Here is a 20,130-nt window from a genome sequence, read left to right on the forward strand (position 1 = left end):
CACCCACACGAATTGCTTGATTCAATTTGTTAAAGAGCGTTTGGTTAAGAGCTTTTCGTCTCAACCGAGGCGCGCATCCTACGCTTTCCTCACTTGCTGTCAAGCGTTTATTTCGAAGTTTTTTACAACCGCTTCCTTTCGAAAGCTAACAACTTCAAACACTTACCGCTTGCCCCGAAGCGTTTGTCGCTGCGAGGTGGCGAATAATACGCGCTTTGAAATTAGAGTCAACACCTTGATCTAAAAAACTTTTCAAAGGTGTTTCGCTGCCTCCTGGCAACTAATGGAAGCGCAGCGGATCTGTAATGAAACACCCCCACGGAGCGTAGCGGCCATGAGCGATGGGCAAAGCGAGAAAACCCCGGGCCTGTCTGCAGATGAAGAGCAGGAAGTCAGCCACAACCAGCCGCCGCGGGCGGCAGTGCTGCACGAGATGATTCGTTCCCAGGGCGACCAGGAGCTGGAGCGTACGCTCGCCGCGCTGTGGTGGTCGGCACTGGCCGCCGGCTTGTCCATGGGCCTATCGCTGATGGCCATGGGGCTGTTCTACGCCCGCCTGCCGGACGGCGACAGTGCCCAGGTGATTGCCAGCATTGGCTACAGCGCAGGCTTTCTCGCCGTTATCCTGGCACGCCAGCAACTGTTTACCGAAAACACCCTCACCGCCGTGCTGCCAGTCATGACCGCCCCTACCCTGGCCAACTTCGGTCGCCTGTTGCGCCTGTGGGGCGTGGTACTGCTCGGCAACCTGGCCGGCACCCTGCTGGTGGCCTGGGTCATGCTGGAGCTGCCGATCTTCGACAGCAAGACGGATGTAGCCTTTTTGGAGATTGGCCGCAAGGTCATGAAGAACGACGTCAGCCAGATGTTCGCCAAGGGCATCGTCTCGGGCTGGATGATCGCCACCATGGTCTGGATGATCCCATCCATGGAGCACGCCAAAATCTGGATCATCATGATGATCACCTACCTGATGGCCCTTGGCGACTTCACTCATATAGTAGTGGGCTCGGTCGAAGTGTCTTATCTGGTCTGGGCCGGCGATGAGACCTGGCGCAGCTTCTGGCTGGAATTCGCCTTGCCGACCCTGGCGGGCAATATCATTGGCGGCAGCTTTATCTTCGGCCTGATCAGCCATGCTCAGGTACGCAGTGACAGCGGCAAGCCGCCCTCGCAACTATTGAAAGACGACCAGGACCGGCCCTCGCGCAGCAGGGACGACAAACATTGAAGCTCAGCGTGCCGCCATTGTGCGCTCGTTCGCCTGGCCCCGCTGGCGCACAGGCCGCGGCTTCCACCAGTTCTGCCCGGCATGCGGTGAGCCAAGGCTGACCCGCTCGCCCATCTGCGGCGTACTCAGGCGCACCTGAGCCTGATTGGCCAGCGTCAGTATGCGTTCGAAGGGCTCCTGCCAGCCGTGGGTAGACAGGTCGAAAGTGCCATTGTGAATCGGCAGCATCCAGCGCCCGCGCAAATCCAGGTGGGCCTGCAAGCTCTGCTCCGGCTGCATGTGCACATCGGGCCAGGCGACGTTGTAGGCGCCGGTTTCGATCATGGTCAGGTCGAACGGCCCGAAACGTTCACCTATCTGCTTGAAACCGTCGAAGTACCCGGTATCGCCACTGAAGAACACCCGCACATCCTCATCGACAATCACCCAGGACGCCCACAACGTCCGATTGCTGTCCAGCAACCCGCGCCCGGAAAAGTGCTGTGCCGGGGTAGCGACGAAGCGCACGCCTTCCACCACGCTTTCCTGCCACCAATCCAGCTGCCGGACTTTCGCCGGGGCCACCCCCCAGCGCATCAGCAGGTCGCCCACCCCCAGTGGCGCCAGAAACACCCCGGTGTGCGGCGCCAGCTGGCGAATCGCCTGCTCGTCGAGGTGGTCGAAGTGATCGTGCGACAGCACTACCGCAGCCAGCGGTGGCAACTGGTCCAATGCCAGCGGCGGCGCATGGAAGCGCAAGGGGCCCGCCCACTGCACGGGCGAGGCGCGCTCGGCGAACACAGGGTCGGTGATGAAGAAGCGCCCGCGCAATTTCAGCAATACCGTGGAATGCCCCAAGCGCCATAAGCTGTGGTCCGGGGCATCGAGCACCTGCTGGCGGGTCATGGGCTGGAGGCTGATTGGCATGGCTGGCCGGGTTTGCGGGGGCTTGCGCAGGAACAGGTACTTGAGCCCGATGCGCAGCTTTTTCAGCACGCTATCCTGCGGCCGCACCGCCTGGTTATGGAAACGCCCATCCTGCTGGGGTGCCGGCTCGCCAGCGTGGTTGGCCAAAGGAACCATCAGCAGCACTCCAAGCAACAGGAAAGCCTTCATGTTACCCCACAGTGATCGCATCAACCGTGAATTGGCTTGTAAGGTCATTTTTCGCCGATGAAACTGTGTTCAACAATATTCACGTGAGTTATGCGATAAACGGCACCCCGGCAGAAGAACAATGACCATGATGGACAATCGCAGCGGCAAAGGCCTTTCATTCGTCAAGCGCATCTACCTGCCGCGCGTTATCGGCATGGGCATCGGTCTGCTCAGCGTCATGGCCGGCATGGCTCCGCTGACGCCGCCTGCCTGGCTATGGGGCCTGCTGCTGTTCAACGGGCTGCTGTGGCCGCACGTGGCCTACTGTTGGGCTACCCGCTCGGTAACCCCTTACCAGGCGGAACAGCGCAATTTGCTGCTCGATTCACTGATGGGCGGGTTCTGGACCGCCGCCATGCACTTCAACCCGTTGCCCAGCGTGACCGTGCTGTCGATGATGACCATGAACAACGTATCTGCCGGCGGCAAGCGGCTGGTCGTGCGCGGGGCAGTGGCCCAGCTGGCCGGCATGCTAGTTGCCGTTCTGGTGCTCGGCCCCGGCTTGCAGCTGAACGCCACGCCCCTGCAGGTTTATGCCTGCCTGCCGATGCTGACGCTGTACCCGCTGGCCCTGGGCTGGGTGTGCTATCAACTGGCGATCAAGCTGGCCGACCACAAGCGCCGGCTGAGCGCCCTGACCCTCACAGACAGCCTGACCGGGCTGCTCAACCATGGCGCCTGGAAAGACCTGCTGCTGCTGAAGTTCCAGGCCTGTAAACAGCAACAAGGAGGCGCGGTCATTGCCCTGATCGACATCGACCATTTCAAGACCATCAACGACACCTTCGGCCACGTGGTCGGCGATTGTGTACTGCGCCAGCTCAGTGCCGAGCTACGGCGCAACCTGCGCGATGGCGACCAGGCCGGGCGCTACGGCGGCGACGAGTTCTGCGTCATCCTGCCGGACACCAGCGAAGCTCAGGCCTGCCTCGCCATGGAGCGCCTGCGCGAACGGGTCGCCAACTACCGTAACCCGCAGTTGCCGCACCTGCGTATCAGCCTCAGCATCGGCCTGTCAGCATTCGAGGCTAGCCTCGAGTCCCCGGAACACTGGCTGGAACAGGCGGACAAGGCGCTTTACACCGCCAAGCACGCAGGCCGTGACCAAGTCAATTTTGCCCGCGGCGAGGCTGCGACGCTTAGGCTGGCCTATCCTGATTGAACCTCCTGCCTGATTGCCCGGTGGGGGCTGCTTGAAGGAGCCGCTCGCGCATGGCCAGGACCGCCAACCTTCCACCCGCAAGCCCCACGCCGCGCTTTCAGGTACGCCACCTGATCGCCGGTTTCAGCGCTGTTTTCGGGCTGGCCTGCCTGGTCACCCTCGGAGCGCTGTTCAATATCGCGACCACGCTTGACCAGCAGGAGCGCCAGCGTAGCGCCTTTCATGCGACCCAGGCGCTGGAGCAACGGCTGCTGGCCTCACGCCAGTTTCTGTCCAGCTATGCCGTATGGGATGCCGCCTTCGAGCACCTGGCGGGGAATGCCGACTGGAAGTGGGCCTACGAGGAAAAGAACATAGGCGAGTCGCTGTACAGCGCCAGCGGCTACGAAGGGGTGTTCGTGGTGGAAAACGACCGCACCATCTATGCCTTGTTCAAAGGACAACCCAGCCAGGCAGGCGCCAACACCTATATAGATGCGCCGTTGCAGCCGATCATCGACCTGGCCCGGGCGGCGGCCATTCCCCGCGAGCAGATCACCCGTTTCGTGCTGTTCAATGGCTGGCCGGCCGTACTCAGTGCCGCAGCCGTACGCCCGGACCGCGACGTCACCGACAGCGAGGTAAGCCAGGCGCCAGTGATGCTGTTCGTCGACCAGCTTACCGAAGAAAAACTGGCGCAGCTGGGCAAAGGTGCCGGCCTGGCCGGCATGCATGTGGAAAAGGAAGACATGCAGCAGCATGACCACCTACGTATCGACCTGGGTGACACCGGCTATCACCTGTCCTGGAGCAGCCCGCTGCCTGGTCACCAATTGCTGTGGGCGGTAATGCCAGCCCTGCTGGGCGCGCTGCTGATACTCGGCCTGATCATGCTGTACCTGTTCCGCCTCACCTTGCGCAGCTCGCGGGCAATCGGCCTGACGCTTTCACACTTGCAGCAGAGCAACCAGGCCCTGGAGGCCAGCGAGCAGCGGTTTCGCGCGGTGGCCGAGTCGGCATCCGACTGGATCTGGGAAACCGACCGGCAACAACGCCTGACGTACCTGTCGCAGCGCTTTGCCAATGTCACCGGCTACCCGGTGGACGACTGGCTGGGTCACCCGCTCAACCAGTTGCTGGCCTGCGATACCACGCCGCTCTCACCTTGGCTGGACGCCCTCGCCAACGCAGACCCGCAACAGTTGGCCAACCTGCGCTGTACTTACCGCGACCAGAATGGCCAGAACCGCTACTGCAGGATTTCGGCCCGCGCGATCTGGCATGACGACAAACCCATCGGTTTTCGTGGCACCGCCAGTGACATCACCGACGAGGTCGACGCCCATGCCCGCATCCAGCACCTGTCGCTACACGACCCACTCACCGGCCTGGCGAACCGCAACAAGCTAGCCAGGCACCTGGAGCAGGCCCTGCTGCGCGGCAATGAATCGCCGCCACTGACCTTGCTGCTGCTGGATCTGGACAACTTCAAACCGATCAACGACTCCCTCGGCCATGGCGCCGGGGATGCGGTGCTGCAGGAAGTGGCGACGCGCCTGCGCGACACTACCCGCGATGGCGACCTGGTCGCACGCCTGGGCGGCGATGAGTTCATTGTGGTGCTCAGCGGCATGGACAACCGCAGCGAAGTGGACCGCTTCTGCGCACGGCTGATCGGCCTGCTGCAGCAACCCATCAGCTTTGACAGCCAACCGCTGCACGTCGGGGTCAGTATCGGTGTCGCGCAGACCCGCACCCAAGGCTTCGATGCCGGCGAGCTGATCCGCTGCGCCGACATCGCCCTGTACCAGGCCAAGGCCGATGGCAAGAATACCTGGCGCTACTTTGCCGCTGAAATGAACCAGCAGATCCAGTACCGCCGCCAATTGGAAAACGACTTGCGCCGGGCCCTGCGCAACCAGGAGTTCGTGCTGCACTACCAGCCACGCTACCGCCTCAGCGACCTGCGCATCGTCGCGGTCGAAGCCTTGCTGCGCTGGCAGCACCCACAGGAAGGGTTGCTGGGGCCGGATACCTTCATCCCGCTGGCCGAGCAGAGCGACATCATCGTCGCGCTGGGCCGCTGGGTGCTGCGCGAAGCCTGCCGCACTGCCCACGACTGGCCCGCCGACATTCTGGTTTCGGTGAACCTGTCGCCTGCGCAGTTCCTGCGTAGCGATGTGGTCGCCGACGTGCGCGAGATCCTGCTGGACACCAGCTTCCCGGCCCAGCGCCTGGAGCTGGAAATTACCGAAAACGTGATGCTCAACGACATCGAGGGCGCGCTGGGCACCATGCTGTCACTCAAGGAACTGGGCGTACGCCTGAACATGGACGACTTCGGCACCGGCTACTCATCGCTGGGCTACCTGCGTACCTACCCGTTCGACAGCATCAAGATCGACAAGCGCTTCATCAGTGGCCTGAACAGCAACGGCGGCAGCGACCGCGCCGTGGTGCAGGCCATCATCAACCTGGGTGAGGCGATGGGGTTGACGGTAACTGCCGAGGGAGTAGAGAGCGAACAGCAACTCAGCGCGCTGGAAAAGGACCACTGCCACGAAGTGCAGGGCTTTTACCTGAGCCGGCCGCTGGACAGTGCCGGGCTGGCAGCGCTGCTGCAGCCCCCCTCTCAAAGCACTGCACAGCCCTTGTAGGAGCAGCCTTGTGCTGCGAAGAGGCCGGTACAAGCTGCACAGTTGATGGTGGCTTCACCGGCCTCTTCGCAGCACAAGGCTGCTCCTACAAGGGCCGGGTTTATTGCTGCATGCTGCGTTCGGCCACGATCTCTGGCAGATCCCGGCGGCGCAGGTAGGCGCGCAGTGGCTCAGCAATATTCAAGCGGTCATCCACATGCTGCTCCAGCAGCAGCGCCAGCCGCTCACGGCACAGCGCCATGCGCTGCCCTTGCTCGGCACGCCAGACAAACTCGCTGCAGGGGGTAATGCTGTCGTCGGCCACATCCATGCCGAACGAGTCCTCGGAAAAACGCACGATATGAACGCCGCGCTTGCCATGAAAACCGACAAAGCCCTTGAGCTGGTCGGCGGCATTGCAGATGTCCTGGGAAGTGATGGCCATGACGTAACCTCGCAATGATATCGGAAGATACGCACGCCTGGCGGAGATCGGTCGCCTCTACCGGGCAACTCGCAAACTGGAGCCTAACGCAAGTGCCAGGCCGTTCGCCAAGGTTTTTCGTGCTTGCCCCGCACGTCTGCACCTGCGCCCGGCACCCTGTTCAGCGTTCACTTGGCGCTGGGTCGACCTGCGACGCCAGCACCGACGCCAGCCACTGCATGAACGCCTGAACCCGGCGCGGAACGTGCCGTTGCCGGGCATACAACAGCGACACCGGCATGGCCGGGGCCTGCCAGTCTTCCAGCAGTGAAACCAGCTCGCCCCGCTGCAGGTGCTCGGCAACCCCCACCGCCGGTACCTGAATCAGCCCCAGCCCGGCCAGGCAAGCCGCCGAGTACGCCTCGGCGTTGTTGACCGTGACCACACCCGCCATGGCCTGATAGTGCAGCTCATCCCCTTGCAGGTACTCGAACCCGGCGCTGCGTGCACCCAGGTTGCGCACGTAATGCACCAGCTGGTGCCCGGCCAGTTCCTGCGGCGTCTGCGGTACCCCGTAGCGGGCCAGGTACGCGGGGCTGGCACAGTTGCGCATGCTCAATTGCCCGACCGGCCGTGCCACAACATCCAGGTCATGCAGGGTACCTATGCGCATCACGCAGTCGAACCCTTCGCGCAGCAGATCCACCTGGCGGTCAGTACAACTGAGCTCCACCTCCAGCCGCGGAAAGCGCTGCAGAAACTGCGGCAACGCCGGGATGATGACCCGCCGGGCCATCATGGTCGGCAGGTCGATGCGCAGGCGCCCGGCCAGCTCGGCATCGTCGGCCCTGAACAGGCTCTCGATCTCGTCCATGCCTGACAGCAGGTCTTTGCTGCGCTCGTACAGCAAGGCGCCATCCTGGGTCGCCTGTACCCGGCGGGTAGTACGGTTGAACAACTGCGTACCCAGCAAGCGTTCCAGCGCCTTTACCTGCTCTGACACGGTCGAGCGTGGCAGCCCCAGGCTCTCGGCAGCCAGGGTGAAGCTGCGGACTTCACTGACCCGCACGAAGGTGCGCAACAATTCAAGCTTGTTCATTCGGGCATCGACTATCCGGTTCTGGCGAACAGTATTTCCATTTTTACAGGATTTAACAGCCTCGCGCCGACCAATAATCTGACCTCATCCACCCACCCTGAGGTTTTCACCATGACTCGCAAAATTGCCCTGATCACTGGCGCCAGCCGCGGCCTTGGCCGTAATGCCGCCGAACACCTGGCCGCACGCGGTATCGATGTGATCGGCACTTACCACAGCAAGGCGGACGAAGCCCAGGCCGTCGTTGCCCGACTGGAACAGGCCGGGGTCAAGGCGGCCATGCTGCAACTGGACGTCAGCGACAGCAGCAGTTTTGCCAGCTTCGCCGAGCGCCTGGGCAGCACGCTGCAGCAGCACTTTGGCCGCGAGCGTTTTGACTTTCTGGTTAACAATGCCGGGATCGGCCTGAACGTGCCGTACATCGAAACCAGCGAGGCGCAGTTCGACCAGTTACTGAATATTCAGCTGAAAGGGCCGTTCTTCCTCACTCAGCGCCTGCTGCCGCTGTTGGTCGACAATGGCCGCATCGTCAACATTTCCACCGGCCTGGCGCGCTTTGCACTGCCGGGGTATGCCGCCTATGCCGCGATGAAGGGCGCCATGGAGGTGCTGACCCGCTACCAGGCCAAGGAACTGGGCGCGCGTGGCATCCGGGTGAACATTCTGGCGCCGGGGGCGATCGAGACCGATTTTGGTGGCGGCGTGGTGCGGGATAACCAGCAGGTGAATGAGTACATTGCCGGCAATACGGCGCTGGGCCGCGTGGGCTTGCCGGATGATATCGGCGCAGCGATTGCGCTGTTGCTGGAAGACGGCAATGGCTGGATTACCGGGCAACGGCTGGAAGTGTCGGGCGGCATGTTCCTCTGAGGCTCACGGCACGCCAGGCGATGCGCCGTACCTGCAGGAGCAGCCTTGCGCTGCGAAGAGGCCGGCATGGCCAACACAACTACATTGCCTGTACTGGCCGCTTCGCAGCACAAGGCTGCTACAAGTTAGCAAGGCAGCACCATCACTGCTCGCCCCGGTCTTCATGCACCTGCACGCTCGCGGTCATGCCTGCACTCAGGGTCACCCCTTCCGGTACCTGGTCCAGGCGAATCCTTACGGGTATGCGTTGGGCCAGCCGCACCCAGTTGAAGGTTGGCTCTACCTCCGGCAGCAACTGGCTGTCCGGGTTGCTGTTGCGGTCGGTGATGCCGCGGCTGATGCTCTCCACATGCCCCTGCATCGGCTCGCCCGCACCCATCAGCCAGACTTTCACCGTGTCTCCCACGCGAATACGCGGCAGCTTGGTTTCCTCGAAGTAGGCCTGGATATAGAAGGTTGAATCATCCACCAGGGCCATTACCGATTGCCCGGTGTTCACATAGTTACCCTCGGCCAGACGCAGGTTGGTGATATGCCCGCTGCGTGGCGCCCGCACTTCACTGCGCGCCAGGTTGATCTTGGCAACCTGCAACTGCGCTTCGGCTTCATGCAGTTCGCCACGCGCAATGGCTGCATTGATCTGGGCATTTTCACGCAGTTCGGCACTGATCGCTTCTGGCCCCAGGGCGGTACGCCGGGCTGCCTCGCGCTCGCGCAAGCGCAGTTGCTGCGCGCGGGTCTCAGTCACCGCACTGGCCTGGTCGAAGGCCGCCTGGAAGCGCTCGCGGTCGATGCTCATCAACAGGTCGCCAGCCTTGACCTGCTGGTTATCACGGGCCTTGAGCTCACGTACCCAGCCGGACACGTCAGGGGCGATCACCACCACATCGGCGCGCACACGGGCGTCGCGGGTCCAGGGCGTAAGCATGTAGTACTGCCACAGCTGGTAGCCGGCCCACACGGCCAGAGCCACCACACACAGCGTCACCAGGGTACGTACGGCCGCACGCATCGAAACACTCCTTTATAAAGCTCCCAGCAGCCTCACCACCAGGAACAACACACAAACGAACAGCGCTGCATCGAACAACGCTTCATGCCAGATCCAGCGCCCCAACGGCGTCGCCTGCACCACCAGGCGCAACACGCCGGTTATCACCAGCGCCAGCAACACATAAAGCAGAAACGGGCTGAGCAGCACGCCGCCCACTTCCCATTCACGCAACCCCATGGGCTTCCTCCTGCCAACGGCACCACTTGCCCCAGCTTTTCTGCAACTGCAGCACAGCCCCTTCGGCCAGCCGCAGCGGGTCACTCGCAGGCAGCCGACGCAAGGCGGCAATGAATTGTTCACTGGCGGCGTCCAGGCGCTGCCCACGCCCGGCGGCCGGCCCTTTGGCCAATACCGCCTCCACCTGCTGCAAGTACTCGCGCTCGGCCCGCCCCAAGGGGGCCTGGGCAACCGCCAGGCACATGCGCAGGTGCACCAGTTCATCGCCGATATCCAGCCCGTGCAGGCCGTCATCCCAGCGCTTGCGCTCGTTTTCGGGCAGCTCGCCAGCATGCCGCGCCAGTTGCATCAGGCGGTCGGCCATGCGCCCGCCAAACCAGCTGTCGGCGCCGCGCAGGTCGCGCCTGGTCAGGCGCACCAAGTCGCTCTGGGTGGCGGCACGCAGGCGCCGGCCCAGCCAGGCCGGGTGGCGGAATACCAGTAACCGGAAGGCCATCACCGCTGCCGACACCCCTACCAGCATCGCCAACGCACTGTTGAGCATGGTCGCCACACCAAACTGCATGGCGTTGAGCGGGGATACCAGCACGATGAAGTGCAGGCAATAGGAAGTGGCGGTGGCCCCGGTGCGTGGGTGGGCCATGCCCAATGCGCCGAGAAACAGCGGCACGCCCATGCCCAGGCAAAGCATGGCGAAGCTGCTCCATTGCGGCAGCAGGATCTGCCCCACCAGAAACGCCGCAGGTATCGCCAGGAAGATCCCGCGCAGGAAGCTCAGGCCAATCTGCGCGCCGTTCTCGCGGCTGGCGAACAGGCTGCAGACCACGCAAGTCAACACCAGGCCTCCCGGCGCCGAAGGCCACGCTGTCGCCAGCCAGAAGCCGCTCATCACCAGAAAAGCCAGTGCGCTGCGTGAGCCGAACAGCAAGGCCAGCGACCAGTCGCGGTGCACGGCCAGGCCTTGGGATACATCCTTGGGCGCCCTGCCCGCCTCCACATCCTCCAGCGCCAGGCTGGCGGCCATGGCGTAATCCAGTAGCAAGGCCATGCGCGCCAGGCAGTAGTGCTCCGTCGAACTGATCTGCTCATCATGGGCGGCATCCCAGATGCGCTGGCGCAGCAGCAACAGGCTGGGCTGGTCGGGTTTGGCCAGAAGCGCGCGCACCTCTTCCAGCCAGTGTGCCAGGTGTGCTGCCTCACGCTCATCGAGTTGCCGCCACTGCCGGCGCACCGAGCGCGAGATGCGCAACAGCACCATCAGCTTCTGGCTGAGACCACGAATGGCGCGAGCTCGCTGGCGCCCGCGGTTGCCTTCGAACCAGGCATGTTCACGCTGGCTGTCGATGGCAACGATACGCCCCAGGCTCTCCAGCAAGCCTTTGCGCGCCTCGTCCTCGCCGCCCAGCATGGCACTGGCAGCCTGCAGGCCGTTCTGCCAGGCCTGCCGCGCCTGCCCGCCCAATTGCTGCTCCACCCGCATTGGCCAGAGCAAGGCACTGGTGGCGGTGGCGCAAAAAATGCCCAGGCAGATCTCGGTACACCGTGCCACGGCCTGGTCGAACACCTGCAACGGGTGGTCGATGGCCGGCAAGGCAATAATCGCCGCGGTGTAGCCAGCCAATACAAAGGCATAGGCCCAGGCGCTGCGCAGTTGGGTCGAGGCAGCAGTGCACAGCGCCAACCACAGCGCCAGGGTAATGAGGAACAAGCCAGGGGTCTGGGCAAACAGGCCGATGAACACCACTGACATGACCGTGCCGACCAAGGTACCGGCCAGCCGTGCCAGGCCTTTCTGCACCACCATCCCTGACAGTGGCTGGGCGACGATGAAGGCGGTCATCAGTGCCCAGGACGGCTGCTCCAGGCCCCAGCGCATCGCCAGCCACAACGCCAGGCCGCCACCGAGCAAGGTCTTGATGGCGAACTTGAGGGCGAGGCTGGTGGGGGCGAACAGGGCCTGAAGAGTGATGGGCACTAGGCGGACCTTGCGGGGGATGGTCGTACTGGAAAGATAGACAATGATGAGGAGGATAATGCGGAAACGATTAATTAGCTAGCTAATCATCTTTATTGGAACATCGGTAAGCCTGTGCCGGCCCTTTCGCAGCACCAGGCTGCTCCTACAGAGATCCCGTAGAGCCAGGCATCACGCTCAACCTGTAGGAGCAGCCTTGTGCTGCGAAAGTGCCGGCACAGGCAACACTTAAATCCCAGGCAAAAAAATGGGCGACCGAAGTCGCCCTAAATGCCTTGCGTGCTCGTGTACCCGAAAGGTCAGCGCGGCTTGCGCTTGTTCGAGTCCTTCCAGATGAAAATGCCCAGACCGGCAAAGAAAGCGACCATCAACCCGACCGTTACCACACCAGCGATAACCACGTTGTCGAAGAACATGCTGGCCTCCCATTCGTCTGCCGTTGTCCGATGGGTGAACGTTAACCAATGTGAGGGGGGAGAAAATTGATCGGGGTCAATGGTGCCCGGGGCCGGGCACGCGAGGCGGGTGCAGGGTTGACCTGCGTCAAGTTTCAGCGCTTCTTCGGTTTGCCCTTGGGCTTCTTTTTCTTGCTGGTGCTCAACGGCAGGGCCTGCTCGAACGCGTTGCGCATTTCGTTCAGGCGCTTTTCCTTGAGGTCGTGGACGCGCTTGGCGCGTTCGGCATCAAAATCGATGAGGTTGTCTTGGCTCATGGGCGGGCTCGACGATCAACTGAGGCTTGCATGATGAAGCCAGGCGCAGGCGCTGACCAGCCCCGCGTCAGACTTCGATATCCACCAGCAGCCCCTGGCGTACGTGCTCGCCCATCAACGGGGCGACCGGCACGGTGTTGTCAGCGTTGACCTCGTCACCTGGCACGGCACTGTAGCGATCCTGGTCGCCCTGCTTGCGACGTTGCTGCTGGCGCCGCTGCTCCTCGCGCAGCAACAGCACCTGCTCCTGCGGGTCGCGCTGGTGCTTGAGGTCGATGCCACTTTCGCTGGACGTAGGCTGCGCCGGCACCACCGGCTTGATGTCGGGGGTCGGCTTGACCGGGTCCAGTTGCGAGGTCACCGGGGCAGCGCTGAGCGGGATGATTGGCGGCAGCATGGACGTTCTCCTATGCCCCCTGTATCGGCAGGCGCGGGTTTACCTTGATGTCATGGACAACAATTACTCGGCTTCGTCGTCAGGATCATCGTCGCTTGGCGGGCTGGCTTCGCTCCAGGGCCGCTTGTAAACCTGCTGCCAGACCGCATCCATGTGGTCGCGCAGCACCTGCGGCGCGGCTTTGAGCGAGGCACTGTCATCCCGGTCACCGCCGATCGGCTCCTCACCCGCCGGGCTGATCAGTGACTGGCCGGTGATGGTGTAGCTGGCCTGCCCTTCGCGCATCTCGATAGCGATATCGTGCGGGTCGATGCCGCCGCCACAGAAGGCATGGCTGGCCACCGTAACCTCGGCCACATCATCCTTGTTCAGGTCGCTGACATCACTGACGTCGGTATAGAAGTCCACGTCCAGGTCCAGCCCCGGGCAGGTGGTTTCCTGCTCGATCTGCCAGCGCGCCTTGAATGCATCGCTTTCGGCAGTGCGCCCGTACAGGGTGGCCTTGAGTACCACCTTGTCCACTTCCTGCTCGCTTTCCGGGTCGCTGGCCTGGCCATCGCTGCGGCTCAATACCAACAGGCCTTCACCGTCGCGGTCACGAAAGTGCACGCTCTTGATCGGCGTCTGCACGCCCAGGACCTCAAGTTGCTCCATCGGGATGGCCGGCAAGGTCTCAAAGTTTTTCTGCTCGCAGGCGGCCAGCAGCAACAGGCTGCCCACGGCCATGGAAGCGCTGATCCAGCGGTGCTTGGCAGACATGTTGATCCGAGGCCCTCGTCAGCTGCACGGTGCAGGACGATGAAACGGCTAGACTGACTAACTTCCTGTTGTCGATCGGCACCTTTCGGTGCGTTCGCACTTTGGTCTGACCGGCCGATCCGTTAACATAATCGGCTTTTTCATCGCGGGAGTTCAGGCAGTATGGCGCAGCAGTATCAACCGGGGCAACGCTGGATCAGCGACAGCGAAGCAGAGCTCGGCCTGGGTACCATCCTGGCGCAGGATGGCCGCCTGTTGACCGTGCTCTACCCGGCCACTGGCGACACACGCCAGTATTCCCTGCGCAACGCGCCGCTGACCCGCGTGCGCTTCTCGCCAGGTGACCAGATCACCCACTTCGAGGGCTGGAAGCTGACCGTGCGCGAAGTCGACGACATCGACGGGCTGATGGTCTACCACGGCCTGGACGGTCAGAACCAGCCGCGTACCCTGCCAGAAACCCAGCTGTCGAACTTCATCCAGTTCCGCCTGGCAAGTGACCGGCTGTTTGCAGGGCAGATCGACCCCCTGTCGTGGTTCAGCCTGCGCTACAACACCCTGCAGCACACCAGCAAGCAGATGCAGTCGGCGCTGTGGGGCCTGGGTGGCTGCCGCGCGCAACCGATCGCCCACCAGCTGCACATCGCTCGCGAAGTCGCCGACCGCAGCGCCCCGCGGGTACTGCTGGCCGACGAAGTGGGCCTGGGTAAAACCATCGAGGCCGGCCTGGTGATCCATCGCCAGCTGCTCTCGGGCCGCGCCAGCCGCGTGCTGATCCTGGTACCGGAAAACCTCCAGCACCAGTGGCTGGTGGAAATGCGCCGCCGCTTCAACCTGCAAGTGGCCCTGTTCGATGCCGAGCGCTTTATCGAAAGCGACGCCAGCAACCCGTTCGAGGATGCCCAGCTGGCGCTGGTTGCACTGGAATGGCTGGTCGACGACGAAAAGGCCCAGGACGCATTGTTTGCCGCTGGCTGGGACATGATGGTCGTCGACGAGGCCCACCACCTGGTCTGGCACGAAGACCAAGTCAGCGCCGAATACGGCCTGGTCGAGCAACTGGCCCAGGTGATTCCGGGCGTGCTGCTGCTCACCGCCACCCCCGAGCAGCTTGGCCAGGACAGCCACTTCGCCCGCCTGCGCCTGCTCGACCCCAACCGCTTCCACGACCTGGCCGCCTTCCGCGCCGAGAGCGAGCACTATCGCCCGGTGGCTGAAGCCGTGCAGGAGCTACTCGATGAAGGCCGCCTGTCGCCCAAGGCCCACGCCACCATCCAGGGTTTCCTGGGTGCCGAAGGCGAAGCCCTGTTGGCTGCAGTCAGCGACGGCGACAGCCAGGCCAGCGCACGCCTGATCCGCGAGCTGCTGGACCGCCACGGCACCGGCCGCGTCCTGTTCCGTAACACCCGTGCGGCGATCCAGGGCTTCCCCGAGCGCCAGTTGCACCCTTACCCGCTGGCCACACCCGAGCAGTACCGCGACCTGCCAGCCGGCGAGCACGCCGAGCTGTACCCGGAAGTCGCCTTCCAGGCCCAGGGTGATGTGGCTGACGACGAGCGTTGGTGGCGTTTCGACCCGCGCGTCGACTGGCTGATCGACACCCTGAAGATGCTCAAGCGCACCAAGGTACTGGTCATCTGCGCGCACGCCGAAACCGCCATGGACCTGGAAGACGCCCTGCGCGTGCGCTCCGGCATCCCGGCCTCGGTGTTCCATGAAGGCATGAACATCCTCGAGCGCGACCGCGCCGCCGCCTACTTCGCCGACGAAGAATTCGGTGCGCAAGTGCTGATCTGCTCCGAGATCGGCAGCGAAGGCCGCAACTTCCAGTTCGCCCATCACCTGGTGATGTTCGACCTGCCAGCACACCCGGACCTGCTCGAACAGCGCATCGGCCGCCTTGACCGGATCGGCCAGAAGCACACCATCCAGTTGCACATCCCGTACTTGCTGGGCAGCCCGCAAGAGCGCCTGTTCCAGTGGTACCACGAAGGCCTTAACGCCTTCCTCAACACCTGCCCCACCGGCAACGCCCTTCAGCACCAGTTCGGCCCACGCCTGCTGTCGCTGCTTGAAGGTGGCGAGAGCAAGGCCTGGGATTCCCTGGTGAACGACGCCCGCAGCGAGCGCGAGCGCCTGGAAGCCGAACTGCACACTGGCCGCGACCGCCTGCTGGAGCTCAACTCCGGCGGTGCCGGCGAAGGCCAGGCGCTGGTCGAGGCCATTCTCGAACAGGACGACCAGTTTGCCCTGCCGATCTACATGGAAACCCTGTTCGACGCCTTCGGCATCGACAGCGAAGACCATTCCGAGAACGCCCTGATCCTCAAGCCGAGCGAAAAGATGCTCGATGCCAGCTTCCCGCTGGGCGACGACGAAGGCGTGACCATCACCTACGACCGTGCCCAGGCGCTGTCGCGCGAGGACATGCAGTTCCTCACCTGGGAGCACCCTATGGTGCAGGGCGGCATGGACCTGGTGCTGTCCGGCTCTATGGGCAACACCGCCGTGGCACTGATCAAGAACAAGGCACTCAAGCCGGGCACCGTCCTGCTCGAATTGCTGTTCGTCAGCGAGGTGGTGGCACCACGCAGCCTGCAGCTGGGCCGCTACCTGCCGCCGGCGGCACTGCGCTGCCTGCTCGACGCCAACGGCAACGACCTGGCCTCCCGCGTGGCTTTCGAAACCCTCAACGAGCAGCTCGAAAGCGTGCCGCGTGCCAGCGCCAACAAGTTCGTCCAGGCCCAGCGGGACGTGCTCGCCAAGCGCATCAGTGGCGGTGAAGAGAAGATCATGCCGACCCACGTCGAGCGCGTAGCCGAAGCCCAGCGCCGTCTGGCAGCCGAGGCCGACGAAGAGCTCGCCCGCCTGGTGGCACTGCAAGCGGTCAACCCAAGCGTGCGCGACAGCGAAATCGACGCCCTGCGCAAGCAGCGTGAAGACGGCCTGGCGATGCTGGACAAGGCCGCCTTGCGCCTGGAGGCCATTCGCGTGCTGGTGGCTGGCTGATCTGACACGCCCGCTGGTGGCCTGACCACCATTTTGTAGGAGCAGCCTTGTGCTGCGAAGAGGCCGTATGCCCCACAACATTATTGTGAGGCTTACGGCCTCTTCGCAGCACAAGGCTGCTCCTACACGTATATGCCCCTCTTTATGCCTGATGGCGATTGGGTTGATAACCAAATCGTAGAAATCAATATGCCATTATTCAGGAAGGCTTAAACACCTCTTCCTATACTGCCTCTGGACAGTCTGCACAGGGTTGTAGAGCAGACGAGTGAAAACTCGATCATGGGGCACTCAATGGAATGGCTGGGGCTGCAACTGTTCGCCGACCTTCCGGCAACCGGGCGCATCGTTATCGATTGCCGCCATGAACCGTTCCTGGTGCTGCTTGCCTACTTCGTTGCCAGCGCGGCTTGCTTCGCGACCCTCGACATGGCCGAGCGCCACTCCCACAGCGAAGACCCCACTGCCCACCGACAATGGCACATGCTTGGCGCCTGCTGCCTGGCCGGTGGCATCTGGGCCATGCACTTCATCAGCATGCTGGCCTTCCAGGCGCCGGTGGAGGTGCACTACGACGTTTCCCTTACCATTCTTTCGCTGCTCATCGCCCTGGGCGTCGCCTGGGTGACCATGCACAGCCTCGACCGCAGCCAGATGCGCGCGCATCACTTCCTGCTGAGCGCAGTACTGATCGGCCTGGGCATCATCCTCATGCACTTTGTGGGCATGGCTGCGATGCAAACCGGCGCCCAGCAGTACTACCAGACTGGCCTGTTGCTGGTCTCTGCTGCCCTTGCCCTGCTCACCAGCCTGGCAGCGTTGTGCCTGGCCCGGTACTTGCGCAATGGCAGCGGCACGCTGCACCAGGCCATGAAGTACGGCGCCAGCCTGCTGATGGCCGGTGGTATCGTCGCCACCCACTTTACCGCCATGTCGGCCATGACCCTGGTGATCCCGGCCGATACCGCACTGCGCCTGCCCTCTGGTGACAACAGCCTGCAACTGGGGCTGGGCATCGGCTTCATCACCCTGCTTATCAGTGGCGCCAGCATCAGCGCCGCACTGGCCGACAAGAAGCTGCAGAGCAAGGAGCACGACCTGCGCCGGGTCAGCATACTGCTCAGCCAACTGGACCAGGCCCGCGCCTCGCTGCAGCAGGCCGCGCACTACGACGCCCTGACCAATCTGGTAAACCGCCGTGGCTTCAACCAGGTGTTCGCCGAGCGCCTGGCCGATCACCAGGCCACGGAAAACCGCCTGGCAGTGATGTTCCTCGACATCGACCACTTCAAGCGCATCAACGACAGCCTTGGCCACGACGCTGGCGACGAACTGCTCAAGGTGATCGCCAACCACATCAAGGCCGCCACCCGCAATCAGGACCTGGTTGCACGCCTGGGAGGCGACGAGTTCTGCGTGGTCACCAGCCTCAACAGCTGCGACGAAGCCCGCCACCTGGCACAGCGCATCATGCAACGGATGAAAGAGCCCATCGACCTGGGTGGGCGGCGCATGGTCATGACCACCAGCATTGGCATCAGCATTTTCCCCGACGATGGCAACAGCGCCGAAGAACTGCTCAAGCATGCCGACCTCGCCCTTTACCAGTCCAAGGATAGCGGGCGCAACAGCCTGCACTTTTTCAACCACAACCTGAAAACCCAGGCCTCCTTTGCCCTGCAACTGGAAGAAGAGCTGCGCCTGGCCCTGCTCGAAGAGCGTGGCCTGTGCGTGCATTACCAACCTATCTTCGACATGCACAGCGGGCAGGTGGCCAAGCTCGAAGCCCTGGTGCGCTGGCATCACCCCCAGCACGGCCTGCTGGCGCCCGATCGCTTCATCGGCATTGCCGAAGCCAACGGCCTGATCATCGACCTTGACCTGTGGGTGATGCGCCACGCCTGCGCCGACCTGGCGCACCTGCAGCGCCACGGTTATGGCGACATCAAGGTGACGGTGAATTGCTCAGCCGTAACCCTCAGCCACGATGAACTGCCCAACGAAGTGGAGAAGGCGCTGTTCCACGCCGGGCTCGCGCCCCGGAACCTGGAGCTGGAAGTGACCGAAAACGCCCTGATGGGCGATATCCAGCGTACCGTCAACCTGCTCAAGCGCGTGCGTGCCCTTGGCGTGGCGCTGTCGATCGACGACTTCGGTACCGGCTACTCGTCACTGGCCTACCTCAAGCGCCTGCCGCTGGACGTGCTGAAGATTGACCGCACCTTCCTGCAGGATGTGCCGGGCAGCCAGAAGGACCGCGAGATCGTCCAGGCGATCATCGTCATGGCGCATACCCTGCACCTGCAGGTTGTCAGCGAAGGCGTAGAAACCGTCGAACAGCAGGCATTCCTTGAAGCCCATGGCTGCGACTACCTGCAGGGCTACCTGCTGGGCCGCCCGGTACCGTTGGCCGATCTGCGGCCGCTACTTGAGCGGCTGCAGCGCCAAAGCGAGGGAGTCAGCCCTTGTTGCGGTACAGTTCTACAAGGGTCGCCGGATCTTTTTGCAGGTAACCCTGGCTACCGTGCAGGCGCATCAGCTGCGCGGCGAGGCCACTGAGCGGCGTCGCCGAACCCTGCTCACGGGAAAACTTGACTGCGCCGTCGAGGTCTTTGAGCAGCGTGCGCACGTGCCACTTGATTGGCTCGAAGCGGCTTTCGGCCATTTGCGGCGCGAGGATCTGCAGTGGTTTGGAATCGGCAAAGCCACCCGCCAGTGCTTCGGCGATCAGCGTCGCGTCCACCCCGGACTGCTCGGCCAGCGCCACCACTTCGGCGATTACCAGCGCATTGCACGCCACGATCATCTGGTTGCAGGCCTTGGTCACCTGCCCGGCCCCCACAGCCCCCATGTGCGTCACGCGCTGACCAAGCACGTGCAGCACTGGGCGTGCTCGCTCTAGGTCGGCCGCTTCACCGCCAACCATGATCGCCAAGGTACCGGCCTCGGCACCGGGTGTGCCGCCAGACACCGGGGCATCCAGCCAGGCCATGCCGCACAGTACCGCGAGTTCGGCGGCCATATCACGGGTGGCGGTGGGCTCCAGGCTGGAGAAATCGATCAGCAACTGGCCACTGCGCCCACCGTGAGCAATGCCGTGCTCGCCGAACACCACCTCGCGGACCACGGCCGTGTCGGCCAGGCACAGCAGTACCATGTCGCTGCCCTGGCACAATTCGGCGGGGCTGCTGGCCAGGCGCGCGCCGGCAGCGACCAGCGCAGCACACTTGTCCGGGCTGCGGTTCCACACGGTCAGCGGGTACCCCGCCGCCAGCAGGCGTCGGCACATGGGCAGGCCCATCAGGCCAATGCCGGCGAATCCAAGCGAAGGTAGTGCAGTGCTCATCAATGACTCCTGGCTATTCGAATTGTTTTCCAGGCTGGCCGGAACGGTGGACACATTACGCATCCCGTAAACTGTTACCGCCACGCCGAATTGTTACTTACCTCTACCCGCCTTGAACGCCTTCAAGCACCAAAACGGGGCTGCTGCGCATTTTTGCGCACCA

At 63.2% G+C, this 20,130-nt stretch carries 17 protein-coding genes; 6 read left to right on the forward strand and 11 right to left on the reverse strand.

What is annotated here, in order from left to right:
• Positions 1-334 precede the first annotated feature (334 nt).
• Positions 335-1,231 (forward strand): formate/nitrite transporter family protein, encoded by an 897-nt coding sequence (locus SB765_RS08450; protein WP_341796583.1) that lies wholly within the window; start codon positions 335-337, stop codon positions 1,229-1,231.
• 3 nt (positions 1,232-1,234) lie between these two features.
• Here SB765_RS08450 and SB765_RS08455 read toward each other — a convergent pair whose 3' ends face one another.
• Positions 1,235-2,326: an MBL fold metallo-hydrolase gene (locus SB765_RS08455; RefSeq protein WP_410931191.1), complete on the reverse strand. Its 1,092-nt coding sequence runs from the start codon at positions 2,324-2,326 to the stop codon at positions 1,235-1,237.
• A 130-nt stretch (positions 2,327-2,456) separates the two neighbouring features.
• Between SB765_RS08455 and SB765_RS08460 the strand changes: the two genes are divergently transcribed.
• The gene (locus tag SB765_RS08460; RefSeq protein WP_341798921.1) at positions 2,457-3,530 is read left to right on the forward strand and encodes a diguanylate cyclase; all 1,074 of its coding nucleotides are present in this window, start codon (positions 2,457-2,459) and stop codon (positions 3,528-3,530) included.
• A 50-nt stretch (positions 3,531-3,580) separates the two neighbouring features.
• The gene (locus SB765_RS08465) at positions 3,581-6,166 is read left to right on the forward strand and encodes an EAL domain-containing protein (RefSeq protein WP_410912654.1); all 2,586 of its coding nucleotides are present in this window, start codon (positions 3,581-3,583) and stop codon (positions 6,164-6,166) included.
• 100 nt (positions 6,167-6,266) lie between these two features.
• Here the strand turns inward: SB765_RS08465 and SB765_RS08470 are convergent, their stop codons facing one another.
• Both SB765_RS08470 and SB765_RS08475 read right to left on the reverse strand, forming a co-directional pair.
• Complete coding sequence (locus tag SB765_RS08470) at positions 6,267-6,590, reverse strand: DUF2025 family protein (RefSeq protein ID WP_016498271.1); 324 nt, start codon at positions 6,588-6,590, stop codon at positions 6,267-6,269.
• Between the two features lie 160 nt (positions 6,591-6,750).
• Entirely contained in the window at positions 6,751-7,668 is a 918-nt protein-coding gene (locus tag SB765_RS08475; RefSeq protein ID WP_410912656.1) for a LysR family transcriptional regulator, read from the reverse strand.
• A 111-nt stretch (positions 7,669-7,779) separates the two neighbouring features.
• Here SB765_RS08475 and SB765_RS08480 point away from each other — a divergent pair, with 111 nt between their 5' ends.
• Entirely contained in the window at positions 7,780-8,538 is a 759-nt protein-coding gene (locus tag SB765_RS08480; RefSeq protein ID WP_341796587.1) for an SDR family NAD(P)-dependent oxidoreductase, read from the forward strand.
• A gap of 142 nt (positions 8,539-8,680) precedes the next feature.
• Here SB765_RS08480 and SB765_RS08485 read toward each other — a convergent pair whose 3' ends face one another.
• The 7 genes from SB765_RS08485 to SB765_RS08515 all read right to left on the reverse strand — a co-directional run bounded on the left by SB765_RS08485 (position 8,681) and on the right by SB765_RS08515 (position 13,612).
• Positions 8,681-9,550 carry an HlyD family secretion protein gene (locus tag SB765_RS08485; protein WP_016498268.1) on the reverse strand — a complete coding sequence of 290 codons (870 nt, stop codon included), beginning with the start codon at positions 9,548-9,550 and terminating at the stop codon, positions 8,681-8,683.
• A 12-nt stretch (positions 9,551-9,562) separates the two neighbouring features.
• Positions 9,563-9,769, reverse strand: a complete 207-nt coding sequence (locus SB765_RS08490; RefSeq protein WP_016498267.1) for a DUF1656 domain-containing protein — start codon at positions 9,767-9,769, stop codon at positions 9,563-9,565.
• Positions 9,756-11,744 (reverse strand): FUSC family protein, encoded by a 1,989-nt coding sequence (locus SB765_RS08495; RefSeq protein WP_284365204.1) that lies wholly within the window; start codon positions 11,742-11,744, stop codon positions 9,756-9,758. The genes SB765_RS08490 and SB765_RS08495 overlap by 14 nt, the downstream gene beginning before the upstream one ends.
• 299 nt (positions 11,745-12,043) lie before the next feature.
• Positions 12,044-12,160 (reverse strand): cytochrome c oxidase subunit CcoM, encoded by a 117-nt coding sequence (gene ccoM, locus SB765_RS08500; protein ID WP_003254862.1) that lies wholly within the window; start codon positions 12,158-12,160, stop codon positions 12,044-12,046.
• A 134-nt stretch (positions 12,161-12,294) separates the two neighbouring features.
• On the reverse strand, positions 12,295-12,456 hold the full coding sequence (locus SB765_RS08505; protein WP_003254864.1) for a hypothetical protein: 162 nt from the start codon (positions 12,454-12,456) through the stop codon (positions 12,295-12,297).
• 67 nt (positions 12,457-12,523) lie between these two features.
• Positions 12,524-12,853: a hypothetical protein gene (locus SB765_RS08510; RefSeq protein ID WP_016498265.1), complete on the reverse strand. Its 330-nt coding sequence runs from the start codon at positions 12,851-12,853 to the stop codon at positions 12,524-12,526.
• A gap of 63 nt (positions 12,854-12,916) precedes the next feature.
• On the reverse strand, positions 12,917-13,612 hold the full coding sequence (locus tag SB765_RS08515) for a M949_RS01915 family surface polysaccharide biosynthesis protein (RefSeq protein WP_049278000.1): 696 nt from the start codon (positions 13,610-13,612) through the stop codon (positions 12,917-12,919).
• Positions 13,613-13,774: 162 nt separating this feature from the next.
• Between SB765_RS08515 and rapA the strand changes: the two genes are divergently transcribed.
• Positions 13,775-16,621: an RNA polymerase-associated protein RapA gene (gene rapA / locus SB765_RS08520; RefSeq protein ID WP_341796588.1), complete on the forward strand. Its 2,847-nt coding sequence runs from the start codon at positions 13,775-13,777 to the stop codon at positions 16,619-16,621.
• 294 nt (positions 16,622-16,915) lie between these two features.
• Positions 16,916-19,180 (forward strand): putative bifunctional diguanylate cyclase/phosphodiesterase, encoded by a 2,265-nt coding sequence (locus SB765_RS08525; protein WP_341798922.1) that lies wholly within the window; start codon positions 16,916-16,918, stop codon positions 19,178-19,180.
• Here the strand turns inward: SB765_RS08525 and SB765_RS08530 are convergent.
• The gene (locus SB765_RS08530) at positions 19,080-19,967 is read right to left on the reverse strand and encodes an NAD(P)-dependent oxidoreductase (RefSeq protein ID WP_341796589.1); all 888 of its coding nucleotides are present in this window, start codon (positions 19,965-19,967) and stop codon (positions 19,080-19,082) included. The two genes, SB765_RS08525 and SB765_RS08530, sit on opposite strands and share 101 nt — an antisense overlap.
• Between the last annotated feature and the right edge of the window lie 163 nt (positions 19,968-20,130).

The organism is Pseudomonas sp. SIMBA_067, from assembly GCF_046534675.1.
Lineage (GTDB): Bacteria > Pseudomonadota > Gammaproteobacteria > Pseudomonadales > Pseudomonadaceae > Aquipseudomonas > Aquipseudomonas putida.

Coding starts and splice junctions, on each gene's coding strand:
- SB765_RS08450 (WP_341796583.1), top strand. CDS start 335: ATGAGCGATGGGCAAAGCGAGAAAACCCCGGGCCTGTCTGCAGATGAA.
- SB765_RS08455 (WP_410931191.1), bottom strand. CDS start 2,326: ATGAAGGCTTTCCTGTTGCTTGGAGTGCTGCTGATGGTTCCTTTGGCC.
- SB765_RS08460 (WP_341798921.1), top strand. CDS start 2,457: ATGGACAATCGCAGCGGCAAAGGCCTTTCATTCGTCAAGCGCATCTAC.
- SB765_RS08465 (WP_410912654.1), top strand. CDS start 3,581: ATGGCCAGGACCGCCAACCTTCCACCCGCAAGCCCCACGCCGCGCTTT.
- SB765_RS08470 (WP_016498271.1), bottom strand. CDS start 6,590: ATGGCCATCACTTCCCAGGACATCTGCAATGCCGCCGACCAGCTCAAG.
- SB765_RS08475 (WP_410912656.1), bottom strand. CDS start 7,668: ATGAACAAGCTTGAATTGTTGCGCACCTTCGTGCGGGTCAGTGAAGTC.
- SB765_RS08480 (WP_341796587.1), top strand. CDS start 7,780: ATGACTCGCAAAATTGCCCTGATCACTGGCGCCAGCCGCGGCCTTGGC.
- SB765_RS08485 (WP_016498268.1), bottom strand. CDS start 9,550: ATGCGTGCGGCCGTACGTACCCTGGTGACGCTGTGTGTGGTGGCTCTG.
- SB765_RS08490 (WP_016498267.1), bottom strand. CDS start 9,769: ATGGGGTTGCGTGAATGGGAAGTGGGCGGCGTGCTGCTCAGCCCGTTT.
- ccoM (WP_003254862.1), bottom strand. CDS start 12,160: ATGTTCTTCGACAACGTGGTTATCGCTGGTGTGGTAACGGTCGGGTTG.
- SB765_RS08505 (WP_003254864.1), bottom strand. CDS start 12,456: ATGAGCCAAGACAACCTCATCGATTTTGATGCCGAACGCGCCAAGCGC.
- SB765_RS08510 (WP_016498265.1), bottom strand. CDS start 12,853: ATGCTGCCGCCAATCATCCCGCTCAGCGCTGCCCCGGTGACCTCGCAA.
- SB765_RS08515 (WP_049278000.1), bottom strand. CDS start 13,612: ATGTCTGCCAAGCACCGCTGGATCAGCGCTTCCATGGCCGTGGGCAGC.
- rapA (WP_341796588.1), top strand. CDS start 13,775: ATGGCGCAGCAGTATCAACCGGGGCAACGCTGGATCAGCGACAGCGAA.
- SB765_RS08525 (WP_341798922.1), top strand. CDS start 16,916: ATGGAATGGCTGGGGCTGCAACTGTTCGCCGACCTTCCGGCAACCGGG.
- SB765_RS08530 (WP_341796589.1), bottom strand. CDS start 19,967: ATGAGCACTGCACTACCTTCGCTTGGATTCGCCGGCATTGGCCTGATG.